Raw genomic sequence first — 18,569 nt, forward strand, 5'->3', positions numbered from 1 at the left:
ACAGCCCGTGGGGGACATCCCGAAACCAACACGGAGGACGTCCCGGTGGTGGTCATCCGGTCGGTGTCACCAGAGTGATCACCATGACGACAACCAAGCAGCGGCGCAGGCGCGGCAGGACCAGAGGGCTGGTCATCGGCGTGACAGTGGCGGCGCTGGCGGGAATGACCCCGGGGGCCTCCGCCGCTCGGGATGCGCAGCCGACCTGGCGGGACTGCGCCGGCCAGGGCATACCGGCGGGCATGCAGTGTGCTGCGATCGAGGTGCCCGTGGACTGGGCCAAGCCGGACGGGCCGAAGGTCAAGCTGGACCTGGCCCGGCTGCCCGCCACCGAGCCTGCGCGCCGGATCGGCAGCGTGCTGGGTATCCCCGGGGGTCCCGGGGCCAACGGGATTGACGACCTGCGGCGCGCCGCGGCCGACCTCGCCGAACTGCGGCGCAGGTTCGACCTCGTCGCCTACAAGCCGCGCACCACCGTGTGGCGTGATCAGATGCCCCCATCCTGCATGCAGCCCGGGACGTCACTGTTCGAGCCGCAGGGCCAGAAGCAGTACAAGGCATTGGCCGCAGCGATGACCAAGGCCTTCAAAGCCTGCCAGAGCGCGGACAAGACCGGCCTGTTCGCCCACATGGACTCTCTGTCGATCGCCAGGGACATGGACGCGGTTCGCCAGGCTCTGGGCGAGGAGCGGCTGAGCTTCATGGCCAACTCCTACGGAGGAGTGGCCGCCGGCGCTTATGCCCGGCTGTTCGCGCACCGCATCCGCGCCATGTATCTCGACGGAACGATCAACCAGGTCGACGGTTGGCCCGACCAGACGCTGCGGACTCTGCCCGTCCTGGAACGGGTCTTCACCCGATTCACCACATGGTGTGCGGACACTCCCGCCTGCGCGTTGCACGGACAGGATGCCGGGGCGGTCTGGCGCAAGCTCATTCGAGACGCCGATCGCAGGCCGATCCCGGTCACGTCGTCCGAGTTCGGCAAGGGCAAGCTGACCGGATGGCATCTGAGGAGTTTCGGCTTCATCGGCGACCCCGGACCGAACAACTCGCGGTGGCTCGCCTTCGCCGAGGCGGTCGACAAGGCTCGAGGCGGGGACGGGTCCGGTTTCGCCGATTTCGCTCTCGGCATGGCGCGGATCTGGGCCGCGCCCGGAGCGCTGGCGATGACGTGCGCAGATGACCGTGGCTACAGCAGCTACGCACAGCTGCAGAAGTTCCACCCTCAGGCGGAGAAGATCTCGCCGAGCTTCGGAGGAGCGTCATTCGACGCGCTCGGATGCACCGGTTGGCCGCTACCGGTCGCCAACCCGTCCCGCCCGCTGCCGACTCGCGGCCTGCCGCCATTCCTGGGAGTCGGCAGCACGTGGGGCGACTACGCATGGACCGAGAGCTTCACCAGGATGATCCCGGGATCAGCGACCGTCGGCTACGACGGGCCCGGCCATGTCATGTACCTGTCGGGCAAAAAGTGCCCTATCCAACACGCCACCACGTACCTGACCGACCTGAGGCTGCCCAAGCCGGATACCACCTGCCCTGCCGAATGACAGCCATATCGATCACTGACCCACGGATCACCCCTCAGCACCCTTCTGTCTCGGTGTAGAACACCACGTCACCGCAGGTCAGTGGCGGGTTCGTAGGATTCTGCTCCGTTGCTGCCTGGCCCCCTCCCCGCGGGGCCTGGCACGTCGGACATTCGACGGCCTCCACCGCGACCGCCGGATCAGCAAGATCACTCCTGTCGCAAAACCCATCGTGCGCGCTGTTGTGAGAACACGGTTTTGCGAGAGGTTATAGGTTCGGCGCGTGCGGGTCAGGGCGCGGTGCGGAACCGTTCAGCGTGTTCCCGCGCCCACTGGGCGAAGGTTCGCGCGGGCGTGCCGGTGACGTCCTCGACGGTGGGCAGGACCACACCGCCGGCCTCGGGCGGGTTCGTGGCCAGTTGGATTCCGAACTCCACGTAGTCCTCGTCGTATCCGTAGCCGCGCAGCCGGGCGCGCTCCGCGTCCTCGCTCAGGTGCACGAAGGCGATGTCCTGCCCGGTGGCCTCGGCGATGATCCGGGTGCGTTCCGCCGGGGTAAGGGCTTCGGGCCCGGTGATCGGGTAGCTCCGACCCTCGTGGCCCTCGTGGGTGAGCACGGTGGCGGCCACGGCGGCGATGTCGGCCTCATGCACCATCGCGCTGGGGAAGGTGGCGAGCATGGACGCGGTGCCCTGGGAACGGATCTCATCGGCCCATTCGAGAGCGTTGCACATGAACTCCGCCGGCTGCAGCAGGGTCCAGCGGATCGCACTGGACTCCAGTGCGCTTTCGATGCTGGTGGGCGACCAGCCGCCGAGGACTGTGGCCCGAGTGATGCCGTGGCGTGCGGCGAGGTCGATGATCTCGGGGCCGTTGGTCAGGTCGTCGTCGCCGCCGAAGGTGATCAGGTGGATCGCGTCGACCCCTTCGAAGGCTGCTCCGAGCGTGGCGGCATCGGTGAGATCGCCCGCCACCACCTCGACACCGGTCGGGAGTTCGGCTTTGGCGGGGGTGCGGGAGAGTGCGCGGACGTCGTGTCCGGCTTCGTGGAGTTGCGCGACGAGGTGCCGCCCGACCTGGCCGGTCGCTCCGGTGACGAGGATGCGCATGTTCGTGGGTCCTTTCGTACGGGTGTTGTCAGTCGGTGCTGGCGCGCAGGGCGCGAAGCCCGAGGACGAAGCCGAGGACGGCGGTCGTGCCGGCGGCGAGGAATCCGTAGCCGACGTCGGGGGTCGCGATCTGTCCGGCGAAGAGGTCGCGTTCGGCCTCGACGACATGGGTGAGGGGGTTGAACTGCGCGAGGACGCGGATCCACTGCGGCCCCTCATCGAGGGGGAGCAGCATCCCGGAGAGGATCATCAGCGGGAAGAGGACCGTCTGGTGCACGGTCCAGAACATCCAGTCCTGCTCGCGCACGGCGATGGCCAGTGCGTAGCTGAGTGACCCGATCCCGACGCCGAGGACACCCAGGAGCACCAGGCCCAGGACGCCGCCGCCGACATCGGGGCGGAACCCGAACGGGACCATGACCAGGACGACCACGACGGCCTGGACGACGAGCGGCACGAACTCCTTGAGCGCGCGTCCGATGAACAGCGACGAGCGCGCCAACGGCGTGACCAGGAGCCGTTCATGCGAGCCGCCCTGGAGGTCGTACTGGAGGTTCGATCCGGTCCCCGCCGTTCCGAAGAGCGAGGTCATCACGAGGATCCCCGGGACGAACCACGCCCACGGGGATTGGTGTGCGGTCCCGGTCGTCGTGTCGTGCACGACCAGGGGCCCGAAGAGAAGCAGGAAGAACAGCGGCTGGATCAGTCCGACGGCCAGGGAGAACGGGTCACCGGCCACGGGGCGCAGCTCGCGGGTCATCACGATGAGGATGTCGCCTGCGACGTTGCGTCTGCGGGGCGGGGTGATGGTGCTCATGCGACCTTCTCCGGCGTCTGGTCGCCGTTCTCGGTGCCGGTGGCGGGTCGCCCGCCGGCGTCGCGCAGGCTCCGGCCGGTGAGTTCGAGGAACACGTCATCGAGCGTGGGGAGCCGGGTGTCGGCTGCGACCACGGTGATCCCCTGGTCCCGGGCGGCGGCGATCGCGCTCGGCAGTGCCGCGCGGCCGTCGGCGACCTGCCCGGTGACCGCATCACCCTGCCGGGTCACCGTCCCGACACCGTCCATCGCCGCAAGGAGCCCACGCAGGCGCTCGGCGGAAGCGTGGTCGGTTGTTTCCAGCGTCAGCCGGTCCCCGACATGACGCTGTTTGAGCTGGGTCGGCGTGCCCTCGGCGATGATGCGCCCGTGATCGATGATGACGATCCGATCCGCCTGTTGATCGGCCTCCTCCAGGTAGTGGGTGCTGAAGACGACGGTCATGTCGCTGCGGCGCCGCATCCCGATGATGTGGTCCCAGAGGTTGTTGCGGTTCTGCGGGTCGAGGCCCGTCGTCGGCTCGTCCAGGAACATCAACGCTGGGAGGTGCACCAGCCCGATCGCCAGGTCGAGGCGCCGCCGCTGGCCGCCGCTCATCGCCTGCGTCTTGCGGCGCGCCAACTGTTCCAGACCGAGCGCCGAGAGCAGTTCGGCGGCTCGGGACCGGGCCGCGGCCCGGTCGAGGCCGTAGATGCGACCCTGGGTGACAACCTCGTCCAGGGCCCGTTGGGTGTGCCCGGCGCCATTGCCCTGGCCGACGTAGCCGATGCGCTCGCGCACCAGCGGAGCCTGCGTCCGCACGTCGAAGCCGGCGACGCGCGCGGTGCCGCCCGTGGGTGGGAGCAGCGTCGAGAGCATCCGCATGAGCGTGCTCTTGCCCGCGCCGTTGGGGCCGAGAACGGCGACCATTTCCCCGTGCGCCACGGAGAGGTCGATGCCCCGGACGGCGCGGACCTCATCACCGTCAGGAGCCCGAAAACTCCGGGACAGATTGGCAGTGCTGATCATGTGTCGGCGTACGCTCCATTCCCGCTTCGGTGGCGGTTCCCATCATCACTGGGCTTGTGGCCGCTATATGTCCACAAGTGGGGCCTAGAGTGGGCTCATGTCGACCGGCACCCGCGTCCTCGAACTCCTCGGACTGCTGCAGAACCGGCGCCATTGGCCCAGCCACGAGCTCGCGCGCCGCCTCAGCGTCAGCCAGCGCACGCTCCGCCGCGACATCGACAGCCTCCAGGAGCTCGGGTATCCGATCACCGCCACACGGGGCACCGGCGGCGGCTACCAACTCAGCCCCGGCGCCTCGCTCCCGCCCCTGGTACTCAGCGAGGACGAGGCCGCCGCCATCGTCATGGGGCTCCAAGAGATCACCTCCGGCCCCTCCCCGACGTCAGCCGACGCCGCGCTGAGCGCCATGGCCAAGATCGTCCAAGTGCTTCCCGTGCGGATCCGACGCCGCATCGACAGCCTCCGCGCCGTCGCCGTCCCGGCGCGAAACCCCGAGGCACGCGTGGACATCACCGATGTCGCCTCGTTGACGACCCTCGCCCTGGCCTGCCGCGACACCGAGACGGTGGAGTTCGCTTACCGCACCCGCACCGGTCATACCGCGGCCAGGACAGTCCACCCGCACCACATCGTCCGCGTCGAGAACCGCCTGTACCTCATCGCCTGGGACCTCGACCGGGCCGACTGGCGCACCTTCCGCGTCGACCGCATCGGTGATGCGAGCCGCACCGGCACGACGTTCGCCCCCCGCCCCCTGCCCGCCGATGATCCCGTCGAGTACGTGCGCGCCCGGATCAGGGCGATGCCCGCCAGGTATCCCGTCCGCGCCACGGTCGGGGCCCCCGCCGAAAGGGTGCGGGAGGAGATCGCGCACTACGGGACGGTGGAACCCATCGACGACACCTCGTGCCGGGTGGAGATCGCCACCGACTCCCTGGACTGGGCCACCTTCTGCATCGGAGCGCTCGAGGCCCCCGTTGTGGTCCACGGCCCACCGGAAGCCATCGCCTACATGCGCACCTGGGGACGACGCCTCACCGCCGGCACCCAAGAGCCCCCGTGACCCGCGCAACGGTATTCAGGGGCGCAGAACCGGGCGGTGCCCGGCCCCGGGGAACATCGGTACAGCGGTTAACGCCAAGCCGGTGATCTTGTTCAGTCCGGAACTCCGAGGCCGGTGACGCGGTTCTCGTACTCGCGCCGGGCTTTGCGCCGGGCAGGGACGGTAGGGACACCCTGGCCGCCGTCGAGCGGTTGGCAGCGGGCGAGTAGCTGGCGGTGGACCCCTGGCACGGCCGTGATGCGCAGGCTGTAGCCCTGGCCGCGCCGTACGGTCACCCCTTGGTCGAGCGCGGCCCGCTCGGCGGGCTCCAGGTGGGACGCGCGGAGGAAGTCCGCGACCTTGCCCGGCATGTCGAGGGTGACCGGCAGCTCCGGAGCGGGGGTGTCCTCCTGTGAGATGGCGTTGTGGTCGGGCATGAGGTCGGCGACCGCCGTGCGGATCGCGCCGCGGCTGACGCCGTGGTCGCGGGCGAGGGCAGCGATCGAGCGGCCCTCCAGGTACGCGGTGCGGACGTCGTCGGTCTTCTCGGCCGCCACGGCGGGGCGGCGCCCGCCCTTGCTGCCCTTGACCTCGGCGGCTCGCAGTCCGTCGTAGGTCAGCTCGCGCTGGAGTTCGCGCTGGAGTTCGCCGGCGGCGGCGAGGGTCTGCACCATGAACTTCACGGTGGACAGCAGCTCCCCGGTGCGCGGTTGGCGTGCGGTGAGGTCCATCGCGGAGAACGCGCCGTCGTGGATGCGCAGCGCCACCTGCTCGCGGTGGAGGACGTCGAGCACGTCGAGGATGTGCCCGGTGCCGCGTACGGGGCGGAACATCTCGGAGATGTGCACGGTGTCGCCCGGCCGCGCGTAGGTGAGCAGTTCGCGGAACTTCGGGCGCTGAAGGGGGTGGAGGCGGCTGGAGGTTCCCGGGTCCTCCTCGAAGACGACCGGGTCCTCGATCCCGGCCTCGTCCAGGACGAGGTTCTGCCGGGAGGTCGACTGCTGGTCGGTCGAGACCCGCTTGTAGACCAGGTTCGCCACCGGGGGCCCCTTCCGTACGGAGGATCGGACCCCTGTCTGTCATCAAACCCTGTCAGCAATCGCCATCGGATCTGATTGGATTCGCGCCGCCGCGAACCCCCGGATTGCACGGGTTCATTGGACGCGTCGCTCGCCTGTCGTCAACCGATTGTTTGGCGACAGGCGAGCAGGCTTCGATCCTCGGTTGCAGGGGTTGAACCCTGGTGAGGGTGTCCAGCCTGCCCGTTTCCCGCCACCCCGTTCGGCCCTACGCGCTCGCGGCCGCCAGAGGCCGGCGACGGCGCCTGCTCTTCGCCCCGAGGCAGTGCTGTCCGTGAGCGTGAACAACGACGGCCATGGCCAGGCCTCGGCTCTGCCAGTCGTTGCGCATCATGTACGGGGTGTTGAGACCACGAGCAGCCCGTGGCAGGCTCATGCCGCATGATCGATGAATTCGCGAAAGACAACCTGCACGGGAGACTGCGGCGGGACCGCAAGGTGCTGCTCTGGAAACTCGACGGCTTGTCCGAATACGACGCCCGCCGACCTTTGACAGCGACCGGGACCAACCTCCTCGGCCTGGTCAAACACGTGGCCACCGTCGAGGCCAGGTACTTCGGCGAGGTCTTCGACCGCCCTTCCCCGGAACCGCTGCCCCGGTGGCAGGACTCCAACGGCAGCGATCTGTGGGCGACCGAGGACGAGACCCGCGATCAGATCATCGGGTTCTACCGGCGCACCTGGGAACACTCGGACGCCACGATCAACGAGCTTCCCCTCGACGCCCCCGGCCACGTGCCGTGGTGGCCGGAGCCTTATGCCGACACGAACCTGTTCGCCGTCATGGTCCATGTCCTCGGCGAGTCCATCCGGCATGCCGGGCACGCCGATATCCTGCGCGAGGGCCTCGACGGCCGGACCGGGTTGCGCGCCGAACACGAGAAGCAGATCGACGAGGAAGCCCGTGCAGCCTACTGCGCGAAGATCGAGCAGGCCGCCAGGACGGCCGCACCAATCACGCCTTAGTTAGACATACCAGGCAGCCTGACATCAGCTCTCCTATCGGCGCTTGCGATTTCCGAGCACCCCGGCCACCTGATATGCCCGCGTCACCCGATGTGGGCGTTCAGTCCACGCCTTCGTCGTCCTCGTCCAGCTCGGGCGCGTCCGGGTCGCGCAGCGGGCGCAGGGCGCCGGAGGCCGGGGTCGAGGCGGTGAAGCTGTAGCGGCCGAGCAGGTTCAGGTTGCGGTGCTTGAGCGGGGAGAGCCGGGTGATGTCCTCCTCGCGGATCTCGCGGATCTCGTGGCCCTCGGCCTGGAGCTGGGCGACGGCGGCGTCGATGTAACGGGTCGTCCAGAGCACGGTCCAGGGCCTCATCGATCGCCTTGGCCTCAAGGTGCCGCATCACCGCGGTGAGCATCGCCGTGCGCTCCGGTTCCGGCGCCCGTTCCAGCAGCGGCGCCTTCGACCCCAGCGCGTACCGGGCCAGCGCCGCCATCCGGTTCGGCGGGATCTGCGACAGCTTCAGCCGACCGAGCCGGTACGCGCCGATCTCGTCCACCCGCTCCAGCGCGCGGGCGAACGCGGTGCCCGTCGTCCGCGTCGGCGGCCGGCGCAGCCGCTCCAGCTCCGAGAACCGGGAGCCCTCCGGCGTCTTCAGCGTCGCCACCATGTCGCCGGGCAGCGCCGGGTCCGCCCGCCGCGCGGCCCCCGCGACCGCGCAGCCAGCCCACCGCCTGGTTGAACAGTGCCACCGGCCCCTCGGCGTGCGTCCACGCCCGCCCGTGCAGGAACGTGCGGAACCGACGCGACCACTCCGCATCCTCGTACTCGTGGTACTCGTAGGCGTCCCGGATCTCCCACGCGTGCTCGTACGCCGTCGGCTTGCGCTCGGTGTACCGCTTCACGCACGAGACGTCCGCGATGCCGAGCTGCGCGGCCAGGTGCTCGACCACGACCCACGGCACGTCCAGCGGGTCGTCCGGGAGGAGCCGGCCGATATAGCGCACAGTGCACATCTGAAGGGCGAGACCGAGCCGACTGTGGTCCCCGCGCCGCTTCGCGATCAGCTTGCGGTCCTCGTCGTCCAGGAAGAAGAACCGCTCCAGCTCCGGCCGGGTCGGCTCCTCGTTGAACTTGCCGTACGACGCCGCTTGTTCGTCGGTCAGGAACTCCACTGGCATGAGCGTGAAGCTATCGGCGCCCGACCCTGATAAGGGATCTTCCGCCGAACCCCGCCGCCGGGCCTGTCACCTGTGCTAGACGCCATGATCACCGGCTTGGCGTTAACCGCTGTACCGATGTTCCCCGAGGCCGGTGCCGACCCGGAGCAGCGGACACGGAGGAAACACGCGCCGCCCCGGGCCCCCGGCCCACCCGCGGCCCCTTTGCGTCAACGCCCGGCGCCGGGCTGCATGGCCGGTGAGGGGTAGACGGCGAACACCCGCTGGCCGTCGAGCCACGCACTGAGCCGCCGTGCTTCGGCCGCCAACGCCTCGCGGGCCTGCGGGGAGACATCGTCATCAAGCAGGCGCAGCTCGACCACACCGCCGGGATCCTGCACCCATGCACCGACGACGCGTCCGTCGACCCAGGCGGTAGTCCCGGCGTTGCCCGCACTGTCGAATAACTGGGGTGCGTGCGCACCGAGGTAGAAGGCGCGTGCCTTCCAGCCCATCACGGTCGGATCGAGCAACGGCAGGAGCGCGACCCACGGCTCGGCGGCGACGACCGGGGCTAGATCGTCCTCGCGCAGCCACCCGACCGAGCCGTCCTCCAGGGACACCCGCTGCGCGCCGATGTCGTCCAGCGCGGTGCGGACTGCGGACTTGGTGCCGCCGAGCCACCAAGCCACCGATCGGCATCCCGCCAATGCCGGCGCGGCTGGCCGTCGTCACCCGCCCCGGGGGTGCACCGAGCTCGGCGGGTCGGTGGCCAGGGGCTGCACCGGGGGTGTCAGGGCAGTCAGGCGGGGAGTGTCGTGCTGGTCGAGGAGGGTCAGGCCGGTCTGGGTGGGGTGGTGCAGGACGCTGCCGTGATGCCGGCGTGTGGTGATCAGGCCTGCCTCGCGTAGCACGGCGGTGTGTTGGCTGATGGCCGCCGAGGAGATGTCCATGCGCCGGGCCAGGGCGCCGGTGGTGGTCACGCCGTCGGCGATGGCGGTGAGCACCGACGCGCGGGTACGCCCGAGGAGGTTGGCCAGCGCCCGCCTCGACGGGCCGCCCGTCCAGATGCCCACGGCGTGGTCGACGCCGAGCACGGCAGGGTAGAACAGGATGCAGTCGGCGGGATCGCCCGGCTCGTACATCACCAACGGGAAGCGCAGGAAGAACGACGACACCAGCAGTAGCCCCCGCCCATCGAGGGTGAAGTCGGCGTCGAACTGGTCGCCGGCATTGATGTGGAGGGTCGGCGGTATCCACCGGATGCTCGGGTGCAGGCTGGACAGCAGACCGTCGACACCGCGGTCGAGCAGGATCGTGCCGCGCTGGGCGCGCTCGGCGTCGAGGTGCGCGCGAATGCGCCCCCAATGCGGGCCGACAGCGGCATGGTGGTACGCGTCCACCGTGGACAACACCTCCCGCCGGACGTCGAGGCTCTCGACGATCCCGGCCAGCGCGGCCGGCACTCGCCCGTGATGGCCGGCGTAGAAGTCCAGCTCCGCCCGCACGGCCTGCCGGGGGCTGGCCAGGAAGGTCTCGGCGCTCTCGGCCAGGTCGCGGCCCTGCCCGGCGAGGAAGGCCATGTCAAAGCTTGGCAGCCGCGCGGGCGTGATAGCGGCCAGGACCGCGAACCGCGAGTCAAGGGCTCCCCGCACACGACGCCGCCACCCACCGAACATCGTCTCCTCTGCCCGCCCGCGCAGCGTGTACAGGCTGAACAGGGTCTCGGCCATGGGGCCCAACGTCGGCGCCACCCGCACCCGCGCCAGGTCGTCGGCCGTGAAGTGGATCCTGTGCATCCGCCCCCCATACGCGTCGGCAGCGCCGTCACAGCATGCCGCCAAGCGATCACACAAGGCCCTGAGCGGCACGGTTAAGCCAGGACTTACAAGTCTCGCGGCGCGTGATTTCTTCCTGCGACAGTGAGCGGGACGACTTTCCGCAGAAGGGACGGCTCGACCTGATGCCGGCCCACGGAATGAAAGGTTCACCTGAGCATGCGCAACCGAATCCGCACCAGGTATCTCAACGTTCGGGCGGCATTAACCACCCTCGCGACCGCCGTCGTCGTCGTCGGAGCGTTCCTGACTCCGGCCGCGGCGGCTGCCGTCGAGAAGGGCGAATACTGCGCGGTGATTTTGAGTAAGGAACCAGATGCCAACGGGGTCTCCAAGGTGCTCTCGAAGGAGTGCTCGACAGTCTCCGCGGCCGATGCGCATCGCAAGGCTGGAGTCGAGGGTGGTGTATCGATCGCGGCGGACACCAAGCTGGCGTCGCTGTACCGCCATCAGGACTACGGCGACCTGATGGTGGACCTCTACGGCCAGTACGGTCCGTGTGACCACGAGGGCTATACCTTCATCCTGGACGGCAAGTACGCCTACGCACTCTCATCGGTCATCGGCCACAACAGCTGCACCTGGTCGAAGCTCACGAGCGAGGGCGGGTACTACGAGTACCACGCGCTGCCGGTTCGCAATATCGGCGCGCTGAACGACAACACCAAGGTGATCCACCTCTGGCGCGGCTGAGCCATCCGACGCCGTACGACATCGAGACCGCCGCCCGGAGTTCGCCCCGGGCGGCGGTCTCGATGTCTGTCTCAGGTTGGACTTGATCCGGTTTGACGGACATCCGAGATCAGGGGTTTGTCCCCGGAAGGATGTCCATGATGGAGAGCATGGGGAAGAAGAAGCCGCGCCCTCGCCGCTCGTTCACGCCGGAGTTCAAAGCCGAGATCGTTGAGCTGTGCCAGCGCGGTGACCGCTCGGTCGGTCAGGTGGCCAAGGACTTCGACCTGACCGAGACCGCAGTGCGCCAATGGATCCGCCAGGCGGAGGTCGACGCCGGTCAGCGGGACGGGCTGACCAGCAGCGAGCGGCAGGAGCTGGAGGCGTTGCGGCGGGAGAACCGGCGGCTGCGCGAGGACGTCGACATCCTCAAGCGAGCGACAGCTTTCATACGAGCCAGCATGATGCTCAGGGCGTAGGTCAGCGGGCGGGTGGTGCTTGCGGCGAAGAGGTCTCCATCGGCTGGTACTCATCATCTTGTGGGTGGGCATCACGGCCCACGTGCCGCAGGAGAAGCACGGTCAGGCAGGCCAGCCCGAGCAGGACGGGGATGGCGATGGCGGCGCTCAGTTGCAGACCGTCGGCGAACGCGTTCCGGGCGTGGGTGACGAGTTCGTTGCCGAGGTGCTCGGGAAGGAGTTGGGCTGCGGCCAGGGCTGCTGGGAGTGTGTCCGCGGCTGCTGGGAGGTGGTCGGGGACCACGGTTGTCATGCGGCTGTGGTAGACCGCGTTGACCAGGCTGCCGATCAGGGCGATGCCAAGGGCGCCGCCCAGCTCTTGGGTGGTCTCCCCGACGGCTGCCGCCGATCCGGCCTGCCGGGGTGGAGCGGCGCTGACGATCATGTCGATGCCCAGTCCCGACACCGGCATGAGGCCGGCGAACAGTAGGACGGAACCGGTCACGACGACCGGTAGCCCGGCTGAGGCGTCGGCTTGGGTGAGCACGGCGAACCCGGCCGCGGCGATGACCAGTCCGGCTCCGAAGATGTGAGCACGGTGGATCTTCCCCGCCAGCGCCGACGCGACGAAGATCGCCACGGTGCCCGCGATGACCAGAGGAAGTCCCCACAGGCCTGCTGTGAGCGGGGACAGGCCCAGCACCATCTGCATGTACTGGGCCATGAGGAACTGGGTGCCCAACATGAAGATCACGGTGATGGTCAGCGTGCTCAGGGAAACGGTGAAGCTCCGGTTGGAGAACAGCGACAGGTCCAGCAGCGGTTGGGTGAGCCGCCGCTGTCGGCGGACGAACAGCACGCCGACGGCCAGTCCGAGGACGATGGCGGCCGTGGGTACCCAGGCGAAGCCGTCCTTGGCCATCTCCTTGATGCCGTACACCACCGCCAGCGCCGCCATCAGCGACATCACCGCGCTCGGCAGATCCAGCCGGGCGGGCTGCGGATCGCGGTACTCAGGCAACAGGACCGGTCCGAGCGCCACCAGCAGCACCATGACCGGCACTGCCGCCAGGAACACCGATCCCCACCAGAAGTACTCCAGCATCACGCCGCCCACCAGCGGGCCCACGGCTCCGCCGGCCATGAAGCCGGCCATCCAGATGGTGATGGCGGTCGTGCGTTGCCGCGGGTCGTGGAACATGACGCTGATCAGCGAGAGAGTGGAGGGGCCCAGCGCCGCCCCGGCGAGACCGAGCAGCGCGCGGGCGGCGATCAGTGTCTCGGCGGTGGGGGCGTAGGCGGCCAGCACGGAGGCGGCTCCGAACATGGCCGCGCCGATCAGCAGGACTCGCCGTCGGCCGACGCGGTCGCCCAGAGCGCCCATGGGGATCAGCGCGCCGGCGATGAGGAAGCCGTAAATGTCGGTGATCCACAGCAGTTGGGAGGCGCTGGGGTCGAGATCGGCACTCAGGCGCGGTACGGCCAGGTGCAGCACGCTCATATCGATCATCACGAGCATGGCGGAGAGAACAAGGACGGCAAGGCCCGCCCACTGTCGCCAGCCTGCCCGCGCGGTGGCATCGGAACGCATGGAGATCTCCTTCACGTTGGATCGTGGTGGCCGTCCGGCATGCGGATGGGCCGCAGCGCGGGGCGTGTCATCCGGTTGCTCGGCGCCAGGCCAGGCGGAGTTCTTCACGGAGGATGTCCGGGGGCTGGGCGCCCGCAATGATCCGCCGGCCGGCGATGACGAAGGACGGCACCCCGTTCACGCCGCGGCGGCGCGCCTCGTCTTCGTCGGCGCGTACGGCGTCGGCATAGTCGTGGCCACGCAGCAGCGCCTGGGCCGACTCGGCGGGGAAGCCGACCTCCTCCGCCAGAGTGGCCAAAGTCGCGTTATCGGCGAGGTGGGCGCCCTCGCCCGTGTAGGCCCGCAGCAGCCGCTCTCCGACCTGATCGCCGAGGCCGCGGTCGATGGCCGCGTGCAGCAAGCGGTGCGCGTCGAAGCTGTTGACCGGGCGGGCCTGGTCCAGGCGGTACGTCAGGCCCAGGTCGGCCGCGAGCGCGGTGAGCGCTGCCACCCCTTCGGCCGCTTGCGCGGCCGACAGGCCCAGGTCCTGCCGCATGCGTTGCGGGATGGTCAGCCGCGCCTCGCGGGAGCCGTGGGGATCGAGCTCGAAGCTGCGCCAGCATACGTGTACGGCGTCGCGGTGCTCGAACCTGGCTAGCGCGGTCTCCCAGCGGCGCTTGCCGAGGTGGCACCAAGGGCATACGAAGTCGAACCAGATATCGACCGTGATGTCAGGCATGGGCGACACTCTAGGAAGTGGGCTTACTTTGGGTAAGGACGTACCTGGAAGTAAGCTCCAGGCCATGGAGGTAGGAGACCAGGAACCGCGCGTCGTGCCTGACCCGATGAGTGACGTATTCAACAGCGACTGTCCCGGCCGAACCGTGTTCACCCACGTGACCAGTCGCTGGGGCATGCTGATCCTGGCCGCGCTACGCGACGGGCCCCTGCGCTTCTACCTCCTGCGTGATCGCATCGGAGGGATCAGCGAGAAGATGCTGTCGCAGAACCTGCGCGACCTCGTCCGCGACGGCCTAGTGCATCGCGAGGTCGAACCCTCCGTACCTCCCAAGGTCTCTTACTCCCTGACGCCCCTCGGCGATGGACTCGCCGCGTCCCTCCAGACGTTGCTGTCCTGGATCGCATCACACACCGCCGACGTCATCGCCGCTCAGCACCGGCATGACGCGCTCCTGCGCGAACCGGACCTGCCAGGGACGCCCCCCAAGAGGGCTGCCTGTTCCTCCAGCGCGCCGCCAGCGTGAACGCCAACCTCACGCTCACCCTGCCCGACCTCGCCGTCCGCGACCGGCTGTGCGGTGCCATCGTCACCGACATCTGCCGCCACGTCGCCGACGCCTACCTCACCAGCGGCTTGCTGGTCATGGCGGACAGGTGGAACACCTACATCGACACCATTGACACCACGTTCCCGCTCGCCGCCCTGCTCTACCGCCGCAGGCAGCCTGTCGGCCGCCACGCACGCAACCTCAGCAATGACCTGGTCCACCTCGAAACCAGCGAGATGAACCACATCAACAAGATCTACTGGCCAAGCGTGCAGTCGGCGCCTCGCGCAAGACGGCCCCCTCCGGCGCGGCGGTTCTCGTACCGTGCCTCTCGGCCGGCCCTGCACAGGCCACAGCAGGAAAGCCTCTCTGGGGTCATGTCTTTGGCGACCATGGGGACGACTTCTGGAACGAGATCACCACTCGGGGTATCAAGACCAAGCGCCGGGCGCGGCGCCGGGGAGCTGGCGCCGAGCTGGGATAACGGCTTCGCGACCCAGCTGGTGCCCACGGGCTGACCCAGGCGAGGGAGATCTTACGCTGCGGTGATGGCCAGCAGATGTCCGAATACTTCGTCGAAGGGGTGGGTTCGGTGCTGCTGGATCAAGTAGTAGGCGCCGCTGGGATGGGGCTGGGCGATAGGGCGGTAGGCGATCACTTCGGCGGGGGTGGTGACGCCCAGGTCGCCAAAGACGTAGTAGAGGGGAATGGGCTGGTAGAGGGCGACGAACCGTAACCCGGCGTCCAGGCAGGGGCGGGAAATGGCGTAGCGCTGCGTGTGACTGGCGGGCATGCGGGTCTTGGCATCGATGGCCACTATGTCGCCGGCGCGGGTGGCGAGCATGTCGGGGAAATAGCGCAAAGCCGAGTTCGTTCGGCTCAGTGCCTGGCGGAGGGCCTCGGGAAAGGTGCCCTGCCCCGCGGGGGTCACCTCCCAGCCGCGTCTGCTGAGTTCGTTCACGACGTATTGCTCGTGCTGAATGCCGATGTCGTAGCGCTGCTGCCAGGGGGAAGTCACAGCGGTCCTCTCGGGCTGGGCCAATCGCGAGTAGTACATAGCTCCGCTCTTTCGTACTACTCCCTCAACGACTATCATGCCCGCTATGGCGTCATACATTGATGCACGCTTTCGTCCCACGCTATGGCCGGGGACTGTAGTCCCGCCGCCTCCGTTGAGGCCATGGCCCGGGGTAGACATCGACGGTGACTGGATCACTTGGCAGCCCGGCAAGCATGTGTCCTGGAGCGAGCCCATCCAGATGGTGGAACTTCCACCTGACTTCTACCTGCGTGAGTTGCTGGAGCTACCTTCAGGGGATCTTGAGGCCACCGCCGAACTCATGCGTGTCTACGGGCCGCTGTTCAACCTCGACCTGAAGGACCTCGACCTCCATGCCGTCGAGCCGGACGAGGAGGAGCGCGTCATAACCCTCGCCAACCAAGAACCGCCCGGATGGCCCAATCGCGCCGGAATCCACCGCGATCTCATCAGCTTGCACGTTGACCTGGCACAACGAGCCATCCACACCTGGCTGGCCTGCAAACGCAAGGGCGGCCTGGAAGAGCTGGTCGAGCCAGAGGTGACCGAAGAGTGTTTGGCCCAAACCCAAGCCGACAATCCTCCGGGGCCAGGCGAACCCCCCTGGCCCCACTCGCTGGAACACCTGCGGGCCATACTCATCGACCTGCGCCTTGCGGAGATCAAGTCTGCGATGAAGGGCGCGCTGAGCCGCTTCAGCGTTGGCATCGGCGGCCTTACTGAGCGGAACCCAACCATCTACTCAGTCGCATTCCTGCAGATGTACAACCACATGGCCGAAGAAGCGATCATCCGGCACTGCGCCAACGAGCCGTGCGGACGCCCCTTCGTTCGGCAACGCGACCGCGCCCAGTACGGTCAGCACCGCACCGAGGGCATCAAGTACTGCTCTCGCTCCTGCGCCCGCGCACAGGCACAACGCGAACTACGCCGACGCAACAAGACCTAAGCCCTACGGCCTGCGCCACACCTTCGCCGCCCTCGCCCTCGACGCCGGCGCCGCGCTGCGCGACGTCCAGGACGCCATGGGTCACGCCGACCCCCGCACCACCCGCGTCTATGACCGCTCACGGCACAGCCTGGACCGCCACCCCGCCCCGCGCGTCCTGGCCTACCTCGATGAGTTGTGACGCACGCCCGGGCGGTGGGGTGGTGGGCATCGATGTCGCCGGCGTTCGCGGGCAGTGCCCTCACGACGTGGTCCGCCATGGGGTCGCGCTCGGGAAAAGGACGCCGCCTCGTCGGGGCCCGAGCGGGTTCCGTCGACCACCACGGCGGCCACGTGTTCCCAGAGCCTGGGCACGGCTTGTCCCGGCCGATCTGGACCGGCTTTGAGACACGAACGACCTCTGACCAGCAACTTGGTGGTCAGAGGTCGTTGGATCAGATGTCAGCCCTTGACATACAGGTAGTAAGTGGTGCTGGCCATGAGGCCCATGTACTCGCAGTGATACTTCTTCCACTTACCCTTCTTGATGCCAGCCTTCCCCGCCTTTGTGCACGTGCTCCTCCACCAGTACCAGTCAACGTAACGCCACTTTGCCTTGCTCGACACGGCCTGACTCGTTGTAGCGACGGCGCGACCGTTCGTGAGCTGAAGAGCGGCCGCCGAGTGCTCTGCGGGCGCGGACGCGGTAGCAGCGGACGCGGTTCCCGCGCCCCCCAAGACGGCAGTGGCGATGACGGCACCGGCCGCCGCGGTCGCCGCGATGCTGACGATCCTCATGACGGATTCCCTTTCCCCCCGGAGGAGATCGTTATCTGGAGTGACTTTGGTAGTCGTAAATGTGCGTTAAGTAAGGTTGGCGCGTACTTGCCTGACAGATATCTAGGAGTCTTCAGGCAGGTCAGCCATGTGAGGTGCCGCCTGACCAGGAAAACCGCCAGACAGGCGCGGAACAGACGACGGCCCATCTCGCCACAGGCCGCCTGATCTAGTGCGCCTCCCGTGCGCCAGCACGTCGATGGACGCAAAGTCCTTCGACGCCGTTGGCAGCGCCGGTGCCGGTGACCGTGGTGGTCACCACGGCCACACGATCCGGCGTCACGGCGTCACCCGCCGTTGGTCGGCCAGACGGTCTCGAGCGGTGCGACCCCGCCCTCGTGCGGCCAGACGGTCGCGGCAGTGGCGGTCCCGGGGCAAGAACGGACAGTCCGGCGATGAGCAGCCCGAGCGCGACGAACCGCTTGCCTCGTTGGTGCATGAACGGTTCCCCTTGTGATCACGAGATGATCCCCTTCGCGGGGGAGTGCAGTAACAGTTCACCGGTTGGGGACGCATCGTGTCTGCGTGTTTCGACCGGGAGGAAAACACCGAGGTCACGGCCGTGCACCTGGGTGCAGTCGACGGCTGAGCGCGAACGAGCTCGGTGCCGAGCGTGGTCGCCTGGTGCAGCATCAGGTTGGCCTGGCGGGTGCTGGTGTCAGCCCCGCTTGTCGCAGCACATGGGCGTGCTTGCTGGCGTTGGCCGCGGGTGCTGTGGGGGTTAGCGGCCTACGACCGTCTTCACCTCTTCTATCAGGGCGGCTGCGTCGGCAACGGTTGCCTCGATCTGCCGCGTCGACTCGCCGATGTCACCAAGTAGACGCTGAGCTCGAACGGCGAAGTCCCGCGGAGACGTGCAGAGCCATCCCGCCGAGGCGACCATGCCCTTCTCGTTGATCAGCCACTGCCCTTCGTGCCCATGTAGCGCCTGACAGGCGACGCCTACGGCCCGGAACAGACATCCGGCCGCGTAAGCGGGATCGGTGCCGGCCGCCCCATAACGCGCCAGTTGTACGGCGAAGTCTGCCTCCCACAGCCCCTCGACGAGTGCGGCACCCAGCGCTGAGGGGTAGAGGCTGGTCTCTTTCCGCAAGTCGGCGAGGTCCCCGTCCGGATCGGCCAGGACCCGGCACATGGCGACCTCGCCGGGCGTAGACGTGGGATTCGCCGCGCTCTGGGCCTCGTTCTCGGAAGTCCTTGCGTCGAGAGCTTCCGGGAATACGGTCTTCTCGGAAGCTGCTGGCCTGCG

General features: G+C 68.3%; 21 protein-coding genes and 1 pseudogene. 9 read left to right on the top strand and 13 right to left on the bottom strand.

Annotated features, from left to right (window positions below; translation table 11 throughout):
- The first annotated feature begins 83 nt into the window (after positions 1-83).
- Positions 84-1,553 (top strand): alpha/beta fold hydrolase, encoded by a 1,470-nt coding sequence (locus tag ACIBVN_RS46425; RefSeq protein ID WP_397146810.1) that lies wholly within the window; start codon positions 84-86, stop codon positions 1,551-1,553.
- 269 nt (positions 1,554-1,822) lie between these two features.
- On the opposite strand, the gene ACIBVN_RS46430 is transcribed toward ACIBVN_RS46425, so the two are convergent.
- Genes ACIBVN_RS46430 through ACIBVN_RS46440 form a run of 3 tightly spaced genes read right to left on the bottom strand, consistent with a single transcriptional unit; the run spans position 1,823 to position 4,465 of the window.
- On the bottom strand, positions 1,823-2,641 hold the full coding sequence (locus tag ACIBVN_RS46430) for an NAD(P)H-binding protein (protein WP_397146812.1): 819 nt from the start codon (positions 2,639-2,641) through the stop codon (positions 1,823-1,825).
- Between the two features lie 28 nt (positions 2,642-2,669).
- A complete protein-coding gene (locus ACIBVN_RS46435) occupies positions 2,670-3,458 on the bottom strand; it encodes an ABC transporter permease (RefSeq protein WP_397146813.1) in 789 nt (262 codons plus the stop codon).
- Positions 3,455-4,465 (bottom strand): ATP-binding cassette domain-containing protein, encoded by a 1,011-nt coding sequence (locus ACIBVN_RS46440; RefSeq protein ID WP_397146815.1) that lies wholly within the window; start codon positions 4,463-4,465, stop codon positions 3,455-3,457. The genes ACIBVN_RS46435 and ACIBVN_RS46440 overlap by 4 nt, the downstream gene beginning before the upstream one ends.
- Positions 4,466-4,562: 97 nt before the next feature.
- Between ACIBVN_RS46440 and ACIBVN_RS46445 the strand changes: the two genes are divergently transcribed.
- Positions 4,563-5,528: a helix-turn-helix transcriptional regulator gene (locus ACIBVN_RS46445; RefSeq protein WP_397146817.1), complete on the top strand. Its 966-nt coding sequence runs from the start codon at positions 4,563-4,565 to the stop codon at positions 5,526-5,528.
- Between the two features lie 92 nt (positions 5,529-5,620).
- On the opposite strand, the gene ACIBVN_RS46450 is transcribed toward ACIBVN_RS46445, so the two are convergent.
- Entirely contained in the window at positions 5,621-6,547 is a 927-nt protein-coding gene (locus ACIBVN_RS46450; RefSeq protein WP_397146818.1) for a recombinase family protein, read from the bottom strand.
- Positions 6,548-6,967: 420 nt separating this feature from the next.
- On the opposite strand from ACIBVN_RS46450, the gene ACIBVN_RS46455 reads away from it, so the two are divergent.
- Positions 6,968-7,552, top strand: a complete 585-nt coding sequence (locus ACIBVN_RS46455) for a DinB family protein (protein ID WP_397146820.1) — start codon at positions 6,968-6,970, stop codon at positions 7,550-7,552.
- Positions 7,553-7,652: 100 nt separating this feature from the next.
- Here the strand turns inward: ACIBVN_RS46455 and ACIBVN_RS46460 are convergent, their stop codons facing one another.
- From ACIBVN_RS46460 to ACIBVN_RS46475, 4 genes are all read right to left on the bottom strand, one after another.
- Positions 7,653-7,904: a Tn3 family transposase gene (locus ACIBVN_RS46460; RefSeq protein WP_397146822.1), complete on the bottom strand. Its 252-nt coding sequence runs from the start codon at positions 7,902-7,904 to the stop codon at positions 7,653-7,655.
- A 14-nt stretch (positions 7,905-7,918) separates the two neighbouring features.
- Positions 7,919-8,710, bottom strand: a complete 792-nt coding sequence (locus ACIBVN_RS46465; RefSeq protein ID WP_397146824.1) for a DUF4158 domain-containing protein — start codon at positions 8,708-8,710, stop codon at positions 7,919-7,921.
- 209 nt (positions 8,711-8,919) lie between these two features.
- Positions 8,920-9,399, bottom strand: a complete 480-nt coding sequence (locus ACIBVN_RS46470) for a DNA glycosylase AlkZ-like family protein (protein ID WP_397146825.1) — start codon at positions 9,397-9,399, stop codon at positions 8,920-8,922.
- A 21-nt stretch (positions 9,400-9,420) separates the two neighbouring features.
- A complete protein-coding gene (locus ACIBVN_RS46475; protein WP_397146827.1) occupies positions 9,421-10,488 on the bottom strand; it encodes an ArsR/SmtB family transcription factor in 1,068 nt (355 codons plus the stop codon).
- Between the two features lie 198 nt (positions 10,489-10,686).
- Here ACIBVN_RS46475 and ACIBVN_RS46480 point away from each other — a divergent pair, with 198 nt between their 5' ends.
- Positions 10,687-11,220: a hypothetical protein gene (locus tag ACIBVN_RS46480; RefSeq protein ID WP_397146828.1), complete on the top strand. Its 534-nt coding sequence runs from the start codon at positions 10,687-10,689 to the stop codon at positions 11,218-11,220.
- 137 nt (positions 11,221-11,357) lie between these two features.
- Positions 11,358-11,678 carry a transposase gene (locus ACIBVN_RS46485; protein ID WP_397146830.1) on the top strand — a complete coding sequence of 107 codons (321 nt, stop codon included), beginning with the start codon at positions 11,358-11,360 and terminating at the stop codon, positions 11,676-11,678.
- 1 nt (position 11,679) lies between these two features.
- Here the strand turns inward: ACIBVN_RS46485 and ACIBVN_RS46490 are convergent, their stop codons facing one another.
- Both ACIBVN_RS46490 and ACIBVN_RS46495 read right to left on the bottom strand, forming a co-directional pair.
- Positions 11,680-13,248: an MFS transporter gene (locus ACIBVN_RS46490; protein WP_397146831.1), complete on the bottom strand. Its 1,569-nt coding sequence runs from the start codon at positions 13,246-13,248 to the stop codon at positions 11,680-11,682.
- A gap of 67 nt (positions 13,249-13,315) precedes the next feature.
- On the bottom strand, positions 13,316-13,966 hold the full coding sequence (locus tag ACIBVN_RS46495; RefSeq protein ID WP_397146833.1) for a DsbA family oxidoreductase: 651 nt from the start codon (positions 13,964-13,966) through the stop codon (positions 13,316-13,318).
- Positions 13,967-14,030: 64 nt separating this feature from the next.
- Between ACIBVN_RS46495 and ACIBVN_RS46500 the strand changes: the two genes are divergently transcribed.
- Complete coding sequence (locus ACIBVN_RS46500) at positions 14,031-14,492, top strand: winged helix-turn-helix transcriptional regulator (protein WP_397146835.1); 462 nt, start codon at positions 14,031-14,033, stop codon at positions 14,490-14,492.
- The gene (locus ACIBVN_RS46505) at positions 14,489-15,034 is read left to right on the top strand and encodes a hypothetical protein (protein ID WP_397146837.1); all 546 of its coding nucleotides are present in this window, start codon (positions 14,489-14,491) and stop codon (positions 15,032-15,034) included. Before ACIBVN_RS46500 ends, ACIBVN_RS46505 begins: the two co-directional genes overlap by 4 nt.
- A 17-nt stretch (positions 15,035-15,051) precedes the next feature.
- On the opposite strand, the gene ACIBVN_RS46510 is transcribed toward ACIBVN_RS46505, so the two are convergent.
- On the bottom strand, positions 15,052-15,534 hold the full coding sequence (locus ACIBVN_RS46510; RefSeq protein WP_397146839.1) for a hypothetical protein: 483 nt from the start codon (positions 15,532-15,534) through the stop codon (positions 15,052-15,054).
- Positions 15,535-15,775: 241 nt separating this feature from the next.
- Here ACIBVN_RS46510 and ACIBVN_RS46515 point away from each other — a divergent pair, with 241 nt between their 5' ends.
- Entirely contained in the window at positions 15,776-16,504 is a 729-nt protein-coding gene (locus tag ACIBVN_RS46515) for a hypothetical protein (protein ID WP_397146909.1), read from the top strand.
- Between the two features lie 10 nt (positions 16,505-16,514).
- Positions 16,515-16,568: pseudogene (locus ACIBVN_RS46520) on the top strand (hypothetical protein); the annotation flags it as partial.
- Between the two features lie 377 nt (positions 16,569-16,945).
- On the opposite strand, the gene ACIBVN_RS46525 reads toward ACIBVN_RS46520, so the two are convergent.
- Entirely contained in the window at positions 16,946-17,281 is a 336-nt protein-coding gene (locus ACIBVN_RS46525; RefSeq protein WP_397146841.1) for a hypothetical protein, read from the bottom strand.
- A gap of 760 nt (positions 17,282-18,041) precedes the next feature.
- Complete coding sequence (locus tag ACIBVN_RS46530) at positions 18,042-18,455, bottom strand: hypothetical protein (RefSeq protein ID WP_397146843.1); 414 nt, start codon at positions 18,453-18,455, stop codon at positions 18,042-18,044.
- Between the last annotated feature and the right edge of the window lie 114 nt (positions 18,456-18,569).

Origin of the sequence: Nonomuraea sp. NPDC049400 (assembly GCF_044466425.1) — a bacterium.
In the GTDB taxonomy this organism is placed as follows: Bacteria; Actinomycetota; Actinomycetes; order Streptosporangiales; family Streptosporangiaceae; genus Nonomuraea.